We start from the raw sequence: 16,531 nt of genomic DNA, 5'->3' as shown, positions 1-16,531 counted from the left end.
CGCGTCGATCCCCTAGTCGGCTGATTCGAGTTTCTGGACCAGCCACTCGTGGAAACCGCCGATGTGGTGCTCCGAGGGCACCAGCACTCCGCCATGTGCGTAGGCACGCGACGCCATCGCGGGCTGACAACGCTCGCAGGCTTCGAAGTCCTGCTCGTTCACCCGGTGGAACAGCTCGACCGAGCGAGAGACATCACGCCCGGTGTTGACCACTTCCTTTGCATACAACCAATCGCACTCGACGACCGTGCGGTCGGCCGCCATCGGGTACATGCGGTGCAGGATGACGTGGTCCGGCACGAGGTTGATGAAAACCTGCGGCTTGATGGTGATGGCGTAGTACTTCCGGTCGCGTTCTTCCTCGAGGGCGGCAAGTTTTCCGAAGCCCTCGCTGCCGTCGACGGTGAACCCCTTGATCTCGTCACCGAACTCCGCGCCGTGCCCGACGTAGTACTGCGCCGCGTAGCCGTCGGCGAACTCGGGCAGCACCTCGGTGAGCTCGGGGTGGATCGTCGCGCAGTGGTAGCACTCCATGAAGTTCTCGATGATCAGCTTCCAGTTGGCCTTGACGTCGTAGACGATTCGTTTGCCCACGGACAACTGGTCGATCTCGTACCCGTCGATGCCCTCCAGCGAGCCGAGGCGTTCCGTCACGGCGCTCAGGACGTCGTCCTCGAAGCTGGGCGGGTCGTCGGCGAGGTTCACCCAGGCGTAGCCGAGCCACTCGCGCAGATGCACTTTCGTCAGGCCGTACTCGACGCGGTCGATGTCCGGCATCGACGTGAGGTTCGGCGCGGCGATCAGCTTGCCGTCCAACGCGTAGGTCCACGCGTGGTACGGGCACTGGAACGCCCGCTTGACGCTGCCCGCCTCGTCGAGGCAGATGCGCGCGCCGCGGTGCCGGCAGACGTTGAGGAACGCGTTGAGGGCACCGTGGCGGTCCCGCGCGATCAGCACGCTCTCCCGCCCCACCTGCACGGTGCGGAAGTCGCCGGGGTTCGCGAGGTCGCTCGAGCGGACCGCGCAGAACCACATCTGCTCGAAGATGTTCGCCTGCTCCTGGGCGAAGATCTGCGGGTCGGTGTAGTAGCGGCCCTGCAGGGTGGAGATCAGGCTGCCGGTCATGCTCCGCCTCTCAGACGCTTCATCTCAGGGTCGAACAACGGCTCCTGCGCCGGGCGGGCTTTCACGCGTTCGCCGAAGTACTCGATCTCCACCTCGTCGACGTCACCGGGCAGCCACGCGTACGCGATGTTCAGCCCGGTCGTGTACCCGTACGCGGCGCTCGTGACGTACCCGACCGGCTTGCCCTGGTGGAAAACGGGTTCACTGCCCATGACAACGCTCTGCGGATCAGCAATCGTGAGGCAGGTGAGTTTCCTGGACGACTTCCTGGCCTCCAGCGCCTCCTTGCCCAGGAAGTCCTTGTCCTTGCGGACCGCGAACCCCAGCCCCGCCTCGAACGGGTCGTGCTCGTCGGTCATGTCCGTGCCCCACGACCGATAGCCCTTCTCCAGCCGCAGGCTGTTGAACGCCCCGCGCCCGGCCGCGATGACCCCGAACTCCTGCCCGGCCTCCCACAGCGTGTCCCACAGCTTCGGGCCGAGGTCCGCGGTGGTGTAGAGCTCCCAGCCGAGTTCGCCCACATAGGACAGTCGCAGCGCCGTCACCGGAACGTTCTTGATGAACGCCTTCTGCGCCGTGAAGTAACCCTTCTGCGTGTCCAGCGTGTGCGGGATCCGCTCCACGAGGTCACGTGCGTGCGGCCCCCACAGCCCGATGCAGCACGTCCCGGCCGTGATGTCCCGGATGTAGACGTCGGAAGGCGCGTGCTTGGTGAGCCACGCGAGGTCGAGGTTGCCGTTCGCGCCGACCTGGAAGGTGTCGAAGTCGAGCCGCGTGATCGTGAGGTCGCTCCGGACGCCACCCGTCTCGTCCAGCAGCAACGTGTAGACCACCGCGCCGGGCTTGCGGTTGAGGTTGTTGGTCGTCATGCGCTGCAAGAACTCCAGCGCTCCCGCCCCGCTGACCTCCAGCCGCTTCAACGGCGTCATGTCGAACATCGCCACGCGCCTGCGCGTCACCAAGGCCTCGGCGCCGCAGATCGGTGACCAGTACCGGCTCGCCCAGTCACCCCGTCCCGGCACCTCGGCGACCTCGGGCAGGTTCGCGTTGGCCTCGTACCAGTGCGGCCGCTCCCACCCGGACGCCTCCAGGAAGAACGCCCCGAGCTCCTTCTGCCTGCTGTAGAACGGACTCGTGCGGATCGGCCGCGGACTCTCCATGGGCTGCAACGGATGCAACAGGTCGTACACCTCGACGAAGTTCTGGCAGCTCCGCTCCAGCACGTAGTCCGGCGCCAGCTGCACCTGCTCGAACCGGTTGAGGTCGCTGGAATGCAGGTCCAGCTCCGGCCGCCCGTGGACGATCCACTCCGCCATCGCCTTGGCCACACCCGCGGAGTGCGTGATCCACACGGCCTCCGCGACCCAGAACCCGTTCAGCCCGGGATGCTCGCCCAGCAACGGCATCCCGTCACTGGTGAACGAGAACAGCCCGTTGAACCCGCGATCCACCCCGGCCTCGGCCAGCGCCGGGAACAGCTCGACGGCCGACTCCCACGACGCCTCGAAGTCCTCCTTGGTGAACGGCAGTTCCGACCCGGTGATGTCGCGGGCCGCGATCGGCATGGGCCGATGCCCGTAAGCCCCGATGCCCAGCGCCCGCCCGTGCGACCGGAAGTACAGGTCCGCTTCCTGATGCCGCAGAATCGGTTGCCGCGCAAGCGCTTCCGCACTGACGCCGGCCAGGTCGCCCGTGAACGCGTACTGGTGCGCCATCGGCACCAGCGGAATGGTCAGCCCGACCATCTCTCCCAGCAGCGGCCCCCACATCCCGGCGCACGACACCACGACGTCGGCCGCGAACGTGCCGGTCTCGGTCCGCACCCCGGTGACCCGATCGCCGGCCGTCTCCACGGCGACGACCTTCTGCCCGAACTCGAACCGAGCGCCCCTCTCGACCGCTCGGGACGCCTGGATCTCCGCCGCCAGCACGGGCTTCGCGAGCCCGTCGCTCGGAATCAGGAACCCGCCGAGGATCTGCTCCCGGTCCAGCAACGGGTGCAGCCGCGCCACCTCGTCCGGCCCGACGACCCGGCTCTCCACGCCCCACGACGTGGCCCAGCCCTGCCGTCGCGACAGGTCGGCCAGGCGCGCCTCGGTGGTGGCGATCTCCAGACCACCGATCTGGTCGAAGCAGCCCAGGGCCGTGTACTTCTCGACCGTGTACCGGGCGAAGGCGGTCATGCTCCGGCACGAGTTCGTCTGGAACACCAGCCCCGGCGCGTGGCTGCTCGACCCGCCGGCGGCGAACCCCTGCGCCTGGTCCAGAACCGTGACGTCGGTGAAGCCCCGTGCGGTGAGCTCGTCGGCCAGCGCGCACCCGACGATCCCCGCTCCCACGAGCACCACGCGAGGCACTTCACCAGGCATCAGGACACCCCTTCGCCGCCGTTGCTGTTCCGCTATCTGCAACAAGTTGCGGCCAGTGCGTCCGGCTGTCAATACCGCCGTTCGAGCAACCGGCGTTCGACGGTCCGTGAAACCGGGCAAATGAGGAGGTTGGCCCCGCAATCGTCCAGCAGAATCCCCCGGCGCGGCATCGGTGGCCACACCGACGAGGAGAAGCTGATCTACCCGCGGTACCACGTGGCAGACGCGATGCTGAGCGAAGTCGAACGACTCGACCCCGACGACCTGCCGCCACCGGAGCGGCTCGCCGCCGTCCTCGCCACCGCTGCCACGACGGCGCAGCCGATCTTCACAGCCACCACGGGCACGATCGAGGCGGAGGCGACCGCGGCGGAACGCGAGCTGTTCCGCAAAGCGATCGCCTACGCCTCGCACGAGTCGTCGGTGGCGTTCGCCGGCACGCTCGCCGACCGCCTGAGATCCTCCTGGCCGGACCTGGACGACTGGGCCCAGGTCCCGCGGTGGGATCAGTCCGACGCGAAGTAGCCGAGCTGCGCGGACAGATCCCCGGCCGCCGACACCATCGCCGGCACGATCTCCTCGACCCGCTGCCGCGACAGCCGATACGACGGCCCGGAAGCGCTCATCGCGGCCACGACCTCACCCCGATGCCCGCGCACCGGGACGGCGACCGCGTGCAGCCCCAGCTCCAGCTCCTCGAAGCAGGCCGCGAACCCCTGCTTCGCGACCTCCTCCAGTTCGGACAGCAGTCGCGAAGCCTCCACGACGGTGTTCTCGGTGTACGAGTCGAGCGGGAGCGACGCCAGGCGACGGCGTTCGTCGAGGGGCAGGTACGCGAGCAGGACCTTGCCGGACGAGGTGGCGTGCAGCGGCGTGCGCTGGCCGATCCAGTTCACGGCCGACACGGCCGCGGAGCCGCGGGCCTGGGTGATGTTGATGGCGACGCCGGCGTCGTGCACGGCGATGTTCACGGTCTCGCCGAAGGAGTCGGCGAGCGTCTGGCACACGGGCTGCCCGAGCTTGGTCAGGTCCATGCGACCGGTCGCCGCGCCGGCCAATCTCACAACCCCGAAGCCGATGGCGTATTTGCCTCTTTCGCCGAGCTGCTCGACCAGGCCGCGGGCCTCCAGGACGGACACGAGTCTGGACACCGTGGACTTGTGCACACCCAGCTCACCTGCGATTTCGGTGATACCGGCCTCGCCCTGGGCCAGTAGTTCGAGCACGCTGATGGCTCTGTCGACGGACTGCACCTGAGCTGCCGAGTCGGAGTTGCTCATCGCGCAACAGTAACCGGCAGGCAAAACAACCCGCTCGACCTCTTGACGGCGCGTCGGAAGAGCCGCACATTGTGTTGCGTCATTCGGAACGTGTGTCGCGTCACGCAACGGAGGCCGACGATGATCCGCGCCTGCGCTCTCATGGACCTGCCCCCGGGAGAGGCGGTGCGCATCGTCGGCCCTCCTGCCCCGATCGCGGTGTTCAACGCCGACGGGATTCTGTATGCCGTCGACGATACGTGCACTCACCAGGAAGCCTCCCTCAGCGAGGGGTGGCTGGAGGGCTGTTTCGTCGAATGCCCGCTGCACGCGGCGAGCTTCGACCTTCGCACCGGCGAGCCGAGTTGCCTGCCCGCCAAAAGACCGGTGAAGACCTACCCCGTCTTTGTGGAGGATGGAGTGGTCTATGTCGATGTCGAGGTGAACAAGGACGTGGCGTGAGGACGATCGCGATCATCGGCGCTTCGCTCGCCGGCTTGAGGTCGGCGCAGGCACTGCGCCAGCAGGGGTTCGACGGACGGCTCGTCATCGTCGGCGATGAGGTGCATCTCCCGTACGACCGACCTCCTCTCTCGAAGGACTTCCTCCTCGGCAAGGTCGAGGCGGTACCTCTCGCCGACCAGGAGGATCTCGACGCGCTCGAGGCCGACTGGAGGCTCGGCGTCCAGGCCACCGGACTGCTCTCCGCCCAGGAGGTCGCGCTCAGCGACGGCACCACGGTCGAGGCCGACGGCTTCGTCATCGCGACGGGCGGTATACCGCGGACAATCTCCAACACACACGTCCTGCGCTCCCTCGACGACGCCATCAAGCTCCGCGACGCCATCAACAACGCGCAGCACGTCGGAGTCATCGGGGCCGGGTTCATCGGCGCGGAGATCGCGTCGAGTGCGCGCGCTCTGGGCAAGGACGTCACGGTCATCGAGGCGCTCCCAACGCCGCTCACGCGTGTGCTGGGTGCCGAGATGGGTGCCGCATGCGGACAGCTGCACGCCGACCACGGATCAACGTTGATTACAGGAATCAACGTTGACTCAGTCAACATTGACGGCGGAATCAACCTCGCGGACGGGCGGCACATCAACGCCGACGTCGTCGTCGCGGGCATCGGCACTCGCCCGGCCACCGACTGGCTCGCCGGCGGACCCGTCAAGGTCGACAACGGCGTCGTGTGCGACGCGGGCGGCGTGACGAACCTGAAGAACGTCGTGGCCGTCGGCGACGTCGCGAACTGCGCGGGCCACCGCGCGGAGCACTGGACGTCCGCGACCGAGCAGGCGCAAGTCGCCACCCGCAACTTGCTCGCGGGCGAGACGATCGCGACGCACACCAACGGCGGTTATGTCTGGTCCGACCAGTACGGCGTGCGGATCCAGTTCATCGGACGGGCGACGAACGACGTTCGCGTCGAAGATGGGTCCATTGAGGACCGGAAGTTCGTGGCGACCTATCGAGACGGCGGCAACCCGGAAGACGTCGTCGGCATCGTGGCCATGAGCAACGCTCGGCTTTTCACCCGACTGCGCAGGAACTTGAGGTAGAGACGGTCGTCACGGTTTGACCGACACCGGCGGCCGGCTATACCCCAATGTCCTACGTGGACATACGAACAGGGAGGCGTGTCGCCGGTGCGGCAGATCATCAACCCCTTCGACCAGAGTGTTCTCACCGAGGTCGAGGACCAAACCCGCGAACAGGCGATCTCAGCGATCGCGAAGGCCAGAAACGCCTTCGACCACGGCGACTGGCAGCACGCGAGCCCCGAGCACCGCGCCGCCGTGCTGAACCGGGTGGCGGACCTGCTGGAGCGCGACAAGGAGGACATCGCCCGCACCGAGACGCTCGACACCGGCAAGACGCTGGTCGAGAGCCGCATCGACGTGGACGACGTCTGTGCCGTGTTCCGCTACTACGGCAACCTCGCCGGCCTGCTGCACCCGAAGGTCGTCCAGGGTGCCCCGGCGGACGTCATCAGCCGCATCGACTACGAACCGGTCGGCGTGTGCGGCCTGATCGCGCCCTGGAACTATCCGCTGCTGCAGATCTCCTGGAAGATCGCGCCTGCGCTGCTCGCCGGCAACACGCTCGTGGCGAAGCCCAGCGAGATCACGCCGCTCACCACCATCAAGCTGTTCGAGCTGTTGCAGGAAGCCGGACTGCCCGACGGCGTCGCGAACCTCGTCCTCGGCACCGGCCCCGAAGTCGGCGCACCTCTGTCGGAGCACCCGGACGTCGACCTCGTCTCGTTCACCGGCAGCCTCGCCACCGGTCAGCGGATCATGGCGTCCGCGGCGAAGACCGTGAAGAAGGTCGCCCTCGAGCTCGGCGGCAAGAACCCGAACATCGTCTTCGCGGACGCGGACATCGACACCGCCGTCGACTACGCGCTCACCGCGGCGTTCTTCCACGCCGGCCAGGTCTGCTCGTCCGGCACGAGGCTCATCGTGCACAGCAGCATCTACGACGACTTCGTCGACGAGGTCGCGCGCCGGGCCGACAGGATCAAGCTGGGCAACGGTTTCGACGAGGACACCGAGTCCGGGCCACTCGTCAGCGCCGAGCACCGGGCCAAGGTCGAGAGCTACGTCGAGCTCGCGAAGCAGGAGGGCGCCACCCTCAAGGCTGGCGGCCGCAGGCCGGATGACCCCGAGCTGCAGAACGGTTTCTTCTTCCGCCCCACGGTCTACGCGGACTGCACCAGGGACATGAGGCTCGTCCAGGACGAGACGTTCGGCCCGATCATCACCGCCGAGCGCTTCGAGACCGAGGAAGAGGCCATCTACCTCGGCAACGACACGGAGTACGGCCTCGCCGGCGGTGTCTGGAGCCAGGACCTCGACAAGGCCCAGCGCGTCGCGAAGAAGCTCCGCCACGGCACGGTCTGGATCAACGAGTTCGGCCCGTACCTGCCGCAGGCCGAGTGGGGCGGCTTCAAGCGCAGCGGTGTCGGCCGTGAGCTCGGCACCGCGGGCCTGCACGAGTACACCGAGCCCAAGCACGTCTACCAGAACCTCAAGCCAGCTGCCCAGAACTGGTTCGCGCGAAAGGATTCCGCCCAGTGACCGCATATGACTACGTGATCGTCGGCGGCGGAACGGCGGGCTGCGTGCTCGCCGCGAGACTCACCGAAGACGAGAACGTCACGGTCGCGGTCATCGAGGGCGGGCCGTCCGACGTCGGCGACGAGAAGATCCTGAACCTGCGCAACTGGATCAACCTGCTCGAGACCGAGTACGACTACGACTACCCCACGGTCGAGCAGCCGCGCGGCAACTCGCACATCCGGCACAGCCGCGCGAAGGTCCTCGGCGGATGTTCCAGCCACAACACGCTGATCTGCTTCAACCCGCTGCCCCAGGACTTCGACGACTGGGGCCACGGCTGGACGTGGGACGCGCTGGGCCCGTACTACGACAAGGTCCAGCTCAACATCATCCCGGTCGAGGAGAAGGACCGGAACCCGATCGCCAAGGACTTCGTCAGCGCCGCGCAACAGGCCGTGAACGTCCCGGAGATCAACGACTTCAACGCCAAGCCGTTCGAGGACGGCGCCGGCTTCTTCTCCATCGCCTACCACCCGGAGAAGAACAACCAGCGCTCGTCGGCCTCGACGGCGTACCTGCACCCGATCCTCGACACCCGCAAGAACCTGACCCTGCTGCTCGACACCTGGGCCGGCAGGATCGAGTTCGACGGCAAGCGCGCGATCGGCGTGCACACCGACAAGGGTTACATCGAGGCCACCAAAGAGGTTCTGCTCTGCGCGGGCGCGATCGACACGCCCCGCCTGCTCAACCTGTCCGGTGTGGGCGACGCCGAGCACCTGAGCAGCATCGGCATCGAGGTCAGGCACGACCTGCCCGGCGTCGGCGAGAACCTGCTCGACCACCCGGAGTCGGTCATCGTCTGGGAGACCACGAAACCGCTGCCGGAGAACTCGGTGATGGACTCCGACGCGGGCCTGTTCATCCGCCGCGACGAGTCGGATCCGCGCCCGGACCTGATGTTCCACTTCTACCAAATCCCGTTCACCACCAACACGGAACGCCTCGGCTACCCGAAGGTGGAGCACGGGGTCTGCATGACGCCGAACATCCCCAGGCCGCACAGCAAGGGCAAGCTGTGGCTGAAGTCCAGCGACCCCACCGAGAAGCCCGCCCTGGACTTCGGGTACTTCACGAACCCCGACGGCTACGACGAGCAGACCCTGGTCGACGGCTTCAAGATCGCGCGCAAGATCGCCGAGCAGGAACCGCTGAAGTCGTGGCTCAAGCGGGAGATCGCGCCCGGCCCGGACGTCACGAGCGACGAGGCTCTGTCCGAGTACGGCCGCAAGGCCGCCCACACCGTCTACCACCCGGCCGGCACGTGCGCCATCGGGTCCGTTGTGGACGGTGAACTGAAGGTCATCGGTCTCGAGGGCCTGCGAGTTGTCGACGCGTCCGTTTTTCCCACCATGCCGACCGTGAACCCGATGGTCACGGTTCTCATGATTGGAGAGCGCGCCGCCGACCTGATCAAGGAGGCGTAGTGACGGCTCTCACCGCCGAAGATCGGCTGAAGGACCTCGGGTACACGTCGGAGTTCAAGCGGGACATGAGTCCCTGGGCGAACTTCTCGCTCGGCTTCACCTACCTCTCCCCCGTGGTCAGCACGTACACGTTGTTCGGCACCGCCCTCGCCCTGGGCGGTCCGCCGATGATCTGGAGCTTCGTCGTCGCGGGTGTGGGCCAGTTCCTGGTCGCGCTGATCTTCGGTGAGCTCGTGGCGCAGTACCCGGTCGCGGGCGGCGTGTACCCCTGGGCGCGCCGCCTGTGGGGAAAGCGCTGGGCGTGGATGACCGGCTGGGTCTACATGATCGCCCTGCTGGTCACCATCGCGTCCGTCAGCTACGGCGCGGGCCCTTACCTGGCAACACTTCTCGGTTACACCGCCACCGTCGGGAACACCGTGCTGTGCGCGATCGCGATCATCGTGGTCTCCACGCTGATCAACTACGCGGGCACGAAGGTTCTCAGCTGGGCCGCCATCTTCGGGTTCGCCGCGGAGATCGTCGGCGCGCTCGCGGTCGGCATCTGGCTGCTGGTCAACCACCGGCTGCACGGCCTCGGAGTGCTGTTCGACAGCTTCGGCGCCGGCGGATCGGGCAGCTACCTGCCCGCGTTCTTCGCGGCGGGCATCATCGGCCTCTACCAGTACTACGGCTTCGAGGCCTGCGGTGACACCGCGGAAGAGGTCAAGGACCCCGGCAAGGTCATCCCGAAGGCCATGCGCCGCACCATCTACATCGGCGGCGCGGCGGCCACGTTCGCGTGCCTGTCGCTGCTGCTCGCGGTACCGGACTTCGGCAAGGTCATCAGCGGCGAGAACGCCGACCCCGTCACGAACATCTTGACCAATGCGTTCGGCCCGGTCGGGTACAAGATCGTGATCGCGGTCGTGCTGATCTCGTTCCTGTCCTGCACGATGTCCCTGCAGGCGGCGGCGTCCCGGCTGACCTACTCCTACGCCCGCGACAAGATGCTGTTCGGGCACAAGGCACTCGCGAAGTTCAACCAGAAGCGGCACATCCCGCCGTACGCGCTCGCACTCGCCGGCCTGATCCCGGTGATCATCGTGTTCGCGTCGATGCTGTCCACGAACGCGCTGGACAAGATCGTGTCGTTCGCGACGCTCGGCATCTACCTGGGCTTCCAGATGGTCGTGTTCGCCGCGCTGCGGGCCCGCCTCAAGGGGTGGACGCCGTCAGGCGAGTTCACCCTCGGCCGCTGGGGCCTGGTCATCAACGTCCTGGCGCTCGCGTACGGCGTCGCGGCGATGATCAACATGGTGTGGCCGCGCACTCCGGACGGACCCTGGTACGACAACTACGTCGTGATCCTGAGCGGTGCTCTCGTGGTCGGCATCGGCCTCGTCTACATGGCGATCGCCAAGCCGTTCGGCAACTCCGACGCTCCGGCCGGAGATGCCGTCAGCTCGTTCCGACCCGAACGGGTGTAAATCGGCGGGTCCGGCGAGAGCGCTGCTTGTGCTCGCCGATGGCCAGAGTCTTTCTCAGCTATTCCGTGGCGGACGAACACCTCGCGGCGGATGTGCGCCGGATGCTGGTGGTCGAGGGACACGACGTGTTCCTCGACCACGATCCGCAGGCCGGGATCAGACCGGGTCAGGCGTGGGAAGCGGGTCTGCACGCCCAGCTGCGGCAAGCCGACGTGACGGTGTGCCTGATGACCGCCACCTATGTCGAGTCGCGGTGGTGCTTCGCGGAGATCTTCACCGCGCAGACCCTGGGTCAACTGGTCGTGCCGCTGCTCCTGCAGCGCGGCGTCACGCACCGGCTGCTGGACGCCGTCCAGCACATCGACTTCACCGCCGAGGACGGACCGGCCCGGCTGGCGGCGAGGTTGCGCGAGGTCGACGCGTGCGGCGGCGTCGGCTGGGCGGACGGACTGAGCCCCTTCCCGGGACTGCGTGCCTTCGACGCGAGGTGGCGGCAGGCGTTCCGCGGGCGTGACCAGGAGATCCGCGAACTGTCCGCACTGGTGGCGTCCTCGAAGGAGATGCTGCTGCTGGTCGGCCCTTCCGGCTGCGGCAAGTCGTCACTGGTCCGCGCCGGCCTGGTTCCCGCGGTGGCGGCCGAACCGGGCTGGCTGACGGTGCGGCCGGTGGTCCCCGGCGAACGCGTGGTGGCCGAACTGGCCCTGGTGCTCACCCAGCGGGCTCGCGAGCTCGGTCCGGAGTGGACGGTCGCCGAGGTGCGCGCCACCCTCGCGACCGACTGCGGCCTGGCGAGTGTCGCCGACGAGCTGCTGGCCGCCGCTCCAGGGCGACGAGACCGGCTGCTGCTCGTGGTGGACCAGTTCGAGGAACTCGTGACGCAGACCGGAACCGAAGCACGCCAACGGTTCGCGCGCCTGCTCGCGGAAGGACTGCGTGGACGGGTGTCGATCGTGGCCACCCTGCGCCCGGAGTTCCTCGCCGCGGTGCAGGCCGACGAGGCCCTGGACGCGCTGCCCCGCAAGCTGGTCGAGGTACGGGTGCTGCGCAGGCGAACCCTGCCCGCGGTGATCGAGCAACCCGCCCGGCTCGCCGGTCTCGAGATCGACGCCGAGCTGGTGGACCGGCTGGTGGCCGACACCGACAACGGCGAAGCGTTGCCCCTGCTGGCCTTCACCCTGCAGCAACTGGCCGAGGGCGTGGGCAGGGGCGGGCAGTTGTCGGCCGAGCGGTACGACCGGCTCGGCGGGGTCGCCGGGGCGCTGGCGGGCCAGGCGGACCGGGCGCTCGCCGCCGCCGTCGAACGGACCGGCCGCCGGCCCGACGAGGTGATCGCGGGCCTGGTGCGCCTGGTCACCGTGGACGAGCACGGCCTCCCGGCCCGCTGGCGGGTCGCCGCGGACGACCTGCCCGACCACCACCGCGCCGCGCTGGACGAGTTCGTCGCCCGCCGATTGCTCGTCACCGACACCCATCAGGGCGCCGCCACGATCACCGTTGCGCACGAAGCGTTCCTGACCTCGTGGCCACCATTGGCCGACGCCATCGCGGAGGCCGGTGCGGCGTTGAAGGCGCGTCCACAGATCGAACGCGCGGCCAGGGAGTGGCGCGAATCCGGCAACGCGCCGTTGCACCTGTGGAGCGGCCCCCAACTGGCCAGGGCGACGGCCGACATCGGCGCGCACGACCTCGGCGAGGAAGGCCGCGAGTTCCTCGACGCGAGCCGGCGCCGGGAACGCCGCCTCCGCACCCGGCTCGTCAGCGTGCTGACGGGTCTGCTCGTCCTGGCCCTGATCGCGGCCGGGCTCGCGATCTACGGCCAGCAGAACGCCCTGCGCGAGCAACGCCTGGCCACCGTGAACGCCCTGATCACCCAGACCGACGCGATCCGCGACCGCGATCCCCGCACTGCACTACGACTCGCCGTTGCCGCACAACACTTCTCCGACGACGAACGCACGCAGATCAACCTGTTCAACGCCTACAAGGACATGAACGTCCTCGCCTCCCTGCCCGGCCACACCAAGTGGGTGCGGCAGGTCGCGTGGTCACCGGACAGCCGCACGCTCGCCACGGCCAGCGCCGACAAAACGGTGCTGCTGTGGGACATGACCGACGACAAACCGCGCCGCCTGGCGACGCTCACCGGCCACCCCAACATCGAGGTGTCGCTGGCGTGGTCACCGGACAGCCGCACGCTCGCGACCGCGGGTGGCAGCGAAGTCCTCCTGTGGGACCTCACCGACCGGGAACGTCCCCAGCGCACGGCCGGCCTCGTCGGACACACCGGCGGCGTGCTGTCGATGGCGTGGTCGCACAACGGCAAAACCCTTGCCACCGCGGGCTTCGACCACACCATCCGCCTCCGGGACCCCATACGGCACGTCGGCACGCTCACCGGCCACAACGACTCGGTGGAGTCGCTGTCGTGGTCCCCCGACGACCGCACCCTCGCCAGCGCGAGCCGCGACCACGACGTCCGCTTGTGGGACTTCACCGAACCGGAGAGCCCCCACCTCGCAGGAGATCCGCTGCACCACGACACCGACGTGTTGTCGGCGGCCTGGTCACCCGACGGCCGCACCCTGGCCACCACCAGCGGCTGGGGCGTCCACCTCTGGGATCCCGCCACACGCCGCCACACCAGGCTCGACGGCCACATCGAGGAGGTCTTGGCAGCCGCCTGGTCCCCTGACGGCCGCACCCTCGCCAGCGCGAGCAACGACAACACGGTCCGCCTCTGGGACCCCGCCACCGGACTGCAGATCGGCAACACTCTCATCGGCCACACCAACAACGTGCTGTCGATCGCCTGGGCACCGGACGGCCGCTCCTTCGCCACCGCGGGCAACGACCTGAGCGTCATCGTGTGGGACGTCGCCGCGCGCACCCGCCCCCGCCGCCTCGGCAAGCTCACCGACCCGGCGCGCATCGCGGCGTGGGCACCGGACGGCCACACCCTCGCGGCCGCCAGTGACAACATCATCCGCCTGTGGGACCTCAGCGAGCGAAACCGGCCGCGCCGCACCGGAATCACCCTGACCGGACCGGAAGCCTCGGCACTGGCATGGTCCCCGGACGGCAAGTTCCTCGCCATCGCCAACACGGACCTGACCATCGCCCTCTGGGACGTGAGCGCGGAGCCGCGCCGCATCGCCACCCTCACCGGACACAGCAAGCGAGCGCGAGCGATGGCGTGGTCGCCGAACGGCCGCATTCTCGCCACCGCGAGCGAAGACAACACCGTGCACCTCTGGGACACGACGGGCCCGCAACCCCGCCGGATCGCCGCGCTGACCGACCACACCGACGTGGTCCGGTCGGTGGCGTGGTCGCCGGACAGCCGCACCCTCGCCACCGCGAGCAACGACCAGACCGTCATCCTCTGGGACGTCACCGCCGAACCACGCCGCGTCGGCACGCTCATCGGCCACCAGGAGGGCGTGCGCGCGGTGGCGTGGTCCCCGGACGGTCAGACGATCGCGACCGGCAGCTACGACGACACCATCCTCATCTGGGACGTCACTCAAAAGCAGGTCATCGCGGCCGTCATCGGCCACATCAACGACGTGGTCTCGCTGGCGTGGTCCGCGGACGGCCGCACCCTCGCCAGCGCGAGCAGTGACCGGATGGCGATCCTGTGGGACTTCACCGCACGGGACGAGCCACGCCGCCTCGCGAACCTCAACGGCCACACGGGAGGTCTCACGTCGGTGACGTGGTCACGAGACCTCCTGGCCACCACGAGCGAGGACAACACCGTGCAACTGTGGGATCTCACCGGCCTCGACGAGTTGAGCAAACACGGTGCCGACTGGGCCTGCGTGAGCGCCGGAGGGGGCCTCACCGAGCAGGAGTGGAGCCGTTACGCGCCAACCCTTCCGTACGAGCAGACCTGCTAGCGGTCCACAATGGACTCGAGGACGTCCGCAGCCTGTTCCTCCGCCTGGCGCGCCCACTCGTGCCGCAGCGTGTGGAACAGTGCGGCGGCCGGAGTTCCGGGCCACCCCTGCGGCAACAGCACGGACGGCAGCACCGGGTCGCGCCGGATCAGCAGCAACCACTCCGCGCCCAGCAGGATCCGCCTGGACAGTTCGCCGAGATGCTCGACACCCCCGTCCGCCCAGCGCCGCAGGAAGTTCTCGTAGCCCGCGGCGATCGCCGGCAGGTCCCAGGCCTCCGCCGCGATGCGCGCGGGATCGGTCCACCGGGACGCCTCGGCCCGGAACACCTCGGCGTGCTCGAGCAGGTCGAGCTCCGCCAGCGTCGCCGAGACGTCCGCGTCCGACGTCGAGACCCACAGGCCGCTGCGCAACGGCCCGAACCCGAACCAGCCCAGGCGGGTGCGCAACGCGTGCCGATCAGCGCGCCTGCTCTCCGGGACCGAGAACGTCAGCAGCGTCCACCGCCCGTCCCAGTCCCGGTCGACGACCTCTCCGTCGAGTTTGCGCTGCCCGTCGTGCAGCACGGCCGTCCCGTGTTCGGTGAGCCCCAGGAACGCCTGGCGCCCTTGGCGGACCGTGCGGAGCAGACCGCGGCGACCCATCCGGCTCAGCGCCGTCCTCGCTGCGGCCTCACTCACGCCGAGCCGCCCGAGCGCGGCGACGACACCGCCCGTCGACACGGCCACCCGCCGGTCGAGCACGTGATCACCGAACAGGGCGAGCGCAGCGGTTTCCGGGCGCACGGGCGACCCCGCCGCGCCGCCGTCCGGTGGAGTCACAGCTGCAGACATCCGGCTCATTATTCGTCGAACGCCGCGCCACGTCATTCGCCAAAAGATTGACGGCCGTCACGGATCTGAATACCTTCGGAGCCCCGGAACCCTGACCGGAGGTCCACGATGACCGCACGCAGAACCCTCATGACGCTCGTCAGCATTCTGATCACCGCCGCCGGCGTCCTGCTCGCGCCACCGGCGTCCGCCGCGTCCCTGGTGGAGGTGACCAACTTCGGCACCAACCCCGGCGGGATGCGCATGCACGTCTACGTTCCGGACGTCCGCCCGGCCCATCCCGCGATCGTGGTCGCGATGCACGGCTGCGGCGGCTCGGGTCCCGGCTTCTACGCGGGCAGCGAGTTCGCCTCGCTCGCCAACAAGTACGGGTTCGTCGTCATCTACCCGAGCGCACAACAGCAGGCCGGGTTCGGGAAGTGCTTCGACACCTGGTCCGCCGCCGCGAAGCGCCGTGGCGGCGGCAGCGACCCGGTGTCGATCGTCTCGATGGTGAGCTACACCGAGCAGCGCTACGGCGGCGACCCGAACCGGGTCTTCGCGACCGGGTCGTCCTCCGGCGGCATGATGACCCAGCACATGCTCGCCCTCTACCCGGACGTGTTCAAGGCGGGCGCGGCGTTCATGGGCGTGCCCTTCAACTGCTTCGCCAACGCCGCCGACTTCCCGCCGCCCGGCAGCAAGTGCACCAACGGAACCATGAACCGCACCCCGCAGCAGTGGGGTGACGCGGTCCGGCAGGCCAACCCCGGCTACACCGGCCCCCGGCCGCGAATCCAGCTGTGGCACGGCACCGCCGACACCCTCGTGCCGTACTCGTTGCTGCAGGAGTCGATCGAGCAGTGGACCAACGTGTTCGGTCTGAGCCAGACGCCGACGTCCACCGACACCCCGCGCCCCAACTGGAACCGCCGCCGCTACGGCGACAAGGTCGAGGCCTACAGCATCCAGGGCGCGGGCCACACCCTGCCGTCAGCCGGAATGGCCGCCGTGGCACTGGAGTTCTTCGGCCTCGCCCGTTAACC

At 68.5% G+C, this 16,531-nt stretch carries 12 protein-coding genes; 8 read left to right on the top strand and 4 right to left on the bottom strand.

The features are described from left to right. Positions 1-12: 12 nt before the first annotated feature. Positions 13-1,125 (bottom strand): aromatic ring-hydroxylating dioxygenase subunit alpha, encoded by a 1,113-nt coding sequence (locus ABZ345_RS29425; RefSeq protein WP_359855563.1) that lies wholly within the window; start codon positions 1,123-1,125, stop codon positions 13-15. After that, positions 1,122-3,494 (bottom strand): FAD-dependent oxidoreductase, encoded by a 2,373-nt coding sequence (locus tag ABZ345_RS29420; RefSeq protein WP_359855560.1) that lies wholly within the window; start codon positions 3,492-3,494, stop codon positions 1,122-1,124. The genes ABZ345_RS29425 and ABZ345_RS29420 overlap by 4 nt, the downstream gene beginning before the upstream one ends. A gap of 120 nt (positions 3,495-3,614) precedes the next feature. Between ABZ345_RS29420 and ABZ345_RS29415 the strand changes: the two genes are divergently transcribed. Continuing rightward, the gene (locus ABZ345_RS29415; RefSeq protein ID WP_359855557.1) at positions 3,615-4,019 is read left to right on the top strand and encodes a hypothetical protein; all 405 of its coding nucleotides are present in this window, start codon (positions 3,615-3,617) and stop codon (positions 4,017-4,019) included. Here the strand turns inward: ABZ345_RS29415 and ABZ345_RS29410 are convergent. After that, entirely contained in the window at positions 4,001-4,774 is a 774-nt protein-coding gene (locus ABZ345_RS29410; protein WP_359855555.1) for an IclR family transcriptional regulator, read from the bottom strand. The genes ABZ345_RS29415 and ABZ345_RS29410 overlap by 19 nt on opposite strands. A gap of 120 nt (positions 4,775-4,894) precedes the next feature. On the opposite strand from ABZ345_RS29410, the gene ABZ345_RS29405 reads away from it, so the two are divergent. From ABZ345_RS29405 to ABZ345_RS29380, 6 genes are all read left to right on the top strand, one after another. After that, the gene (locus ABZ345_RS29405; RefSeq protein WP_359855552.1) at positions 4,895-5,215 is read left to right on the top strand and encodes a bifunctional 3-phenylpropionate/cinnamic acid dioxygenase ferredoxin subunit; all 321 of its coding nucleotides are present in this window, start codon (positions 4,895-4,897) and stop codon (positions 5,213-5,215) included. Beyond that, on the top strand, positions 5,212-6,315 hold the full coding sequence (locus ABZ345_RS29400) for an FAD-dependent oxidoreductase (protein WP_359855549.1): 1,104 nt from the start codon (positions 5,212-5,214) through the stop codon (positions 6,313-6,315). The genes ABZ345_RS29405 and ABZ345_RS29400 overlap by 4 nt, the downstream gene beginning before the upstream one ends. Positions 6,316-6,393: 78 nt before the next feature. Beyond that, the gene (locus ABZ345_RS29395) at positions 6,394-7,836 is read left to right on the top strand and encodes an aldehyde dehydrogenase family protein (protein WP_359855547.1); all 1,443 of its coding nucleotides are present in this window, start codon (positions 6,394-6,396) and stop codon (positions 7,834-7,836) included. After that, positions 7,833-9,305, top strand: coding sequence for a GMC oxidoreductase (locus ABZ345_RS29390; RefSeq protein WP_359855544.1), 1,473 nt, complete (start codon positions 7,833-7,835; stop codon positions 9,303-9,305). Before ABZ345_RS29395 ends, ABZ345_RS29390 begins: the two co-directional genes overlap by 4 nt. Continuing rightward, a complete protein-coding gene (locus ABZ345_RS29385; RefSeq protein WP_359855541.1) occupies positions 9,305-10,774 on the top strand; it encodes an APC family permease in 1,470 nt (489 codons plus the stop codon). The genes ABZ345_RS29390 and ABZ345_RS29385 overlap by 1 nt, the downstream gene beginning before the upstream one ends. 38 nt (positions 10,775-10,812) lie before the next feature. Continuing rightward, positions 10,813-14,673, top strand: coding sequence for a TIR domain-containing protein (locus ABZ345_RS29380; protein WP_359855538.1), 3,861 nt, complete (start codon positions 10,813-10,815; stop codon positions 14,671-14,673). Here ABZ345_RS29380 and ABZ345_RS29375 read toward each other — a convergent pair. Continuing rightward, complete coding sequence (locus ABZ345_RS29375; protein WP_359855535.1) at positions 14,670-15,506, bottom strand: PaaX family transcriptional regulator C-terminal domain-containing protein; 837 nt, start codon at positions 15,504-15,506, stop codon at positions 14,670-14,672. The two genes, ABZ345_RS29380 and ABZ345_RS29375, sit on opposite strands and share 4 nt — an antisense overlap. Positions 15,507-15,614: 108 nt before the next feature. Here ABZ345_RS29375 and ABZ345_RS29370 point away from each other — a divergent pair, with 108 nt between their 5' ends. Further along, positions 15,615-16,529, top strand: a complete 915-nt coding sequence (locus tag ABZ345_RS29370) for a PHB depolymerase family esterase (protein WP_359855532.1) — start codon at positions 15,615-15,617, stop codon at positions 16,527-16,529. Positions 16,530-16,531 lie beyond the last annotated feature (2 nt).

The sequence above is a fragment of the Lentzea sp. NPDC005914 genome, assembly GCF_040629405.1.
Classification (GTDB): Bacteria; Actinomycetota; Actinomycetes; order Mycobacteriales; family Pseudonocardiaceae; genus Lentzea.
The sequence above is the reverse complement of the archived record's forward strand: the minus strand, read 5'-3'. Positions and strand labels throughout refer to the sequence as shown.

Excerpts from the sequence above, each read along its gene's own strand:
- ABZ345_RS29380 (WP_359855538.1), top strand. The coding sequence starts at position 10,813 with ATGGCCAGAGTCTTTCTCAGCTATTCCGTGGCGGACGAACACCTCGCG.
- ABZ345_RS29370 (WP_359855532.1), top strand. The coding sequence starts at position 15,615 with ATGACCGCACGCAGAACCCTCATGACGCTCGTCAGCATTCTGATCACC.
- ABZ345_RS29425 (WP_359855563.1), bottom strand. The coding sequence starts at position 1,125 with ATGACCGGCAGCCTGATCTCCACCCTGCAGGGCCGCTACTACACCGAC.
- ABZ345_RS29420 (WP_359855560.1), bottom strand. The coding sequence starts at position 3,494 with ATGCCTGGTGAAGTGCCTCGCGTGGTGCTCGTGGGAGCGGGGATCGTC.
- ABZ345_RS29405 (WP_359855552.1), top strand. The coding sequence starts at position 4,895 with ATGATCCGCGCCTGCGCTCTCATGGACCTGCCCCCGGGAGAGGCGGTG.
- ABZ345_RS29410 (WP_359855555.1), bottom strand. The coding sequence starts at position 4,774 with ATGAGCAACTCCGACTCGGCAGCTCAGGTGCAGTCCGTCGACAGAGCC.
- ABZ345_RS29375 (WP_359855535.1), bottom strand. The coding sequence starts at position 15,506 with ATGTCTGCAGCTGTGACTCCACCGGACGGCGGCGCGGCGGGGTCGCCC.
- ABZ345_RS29415 (WP_359855557.1), top strand. The coding sequence starts at position 3,615 with ATGAGGAGGTTGGCCCCGCAATCGTCCAGCAGAATCCCCCGGCGCGGC.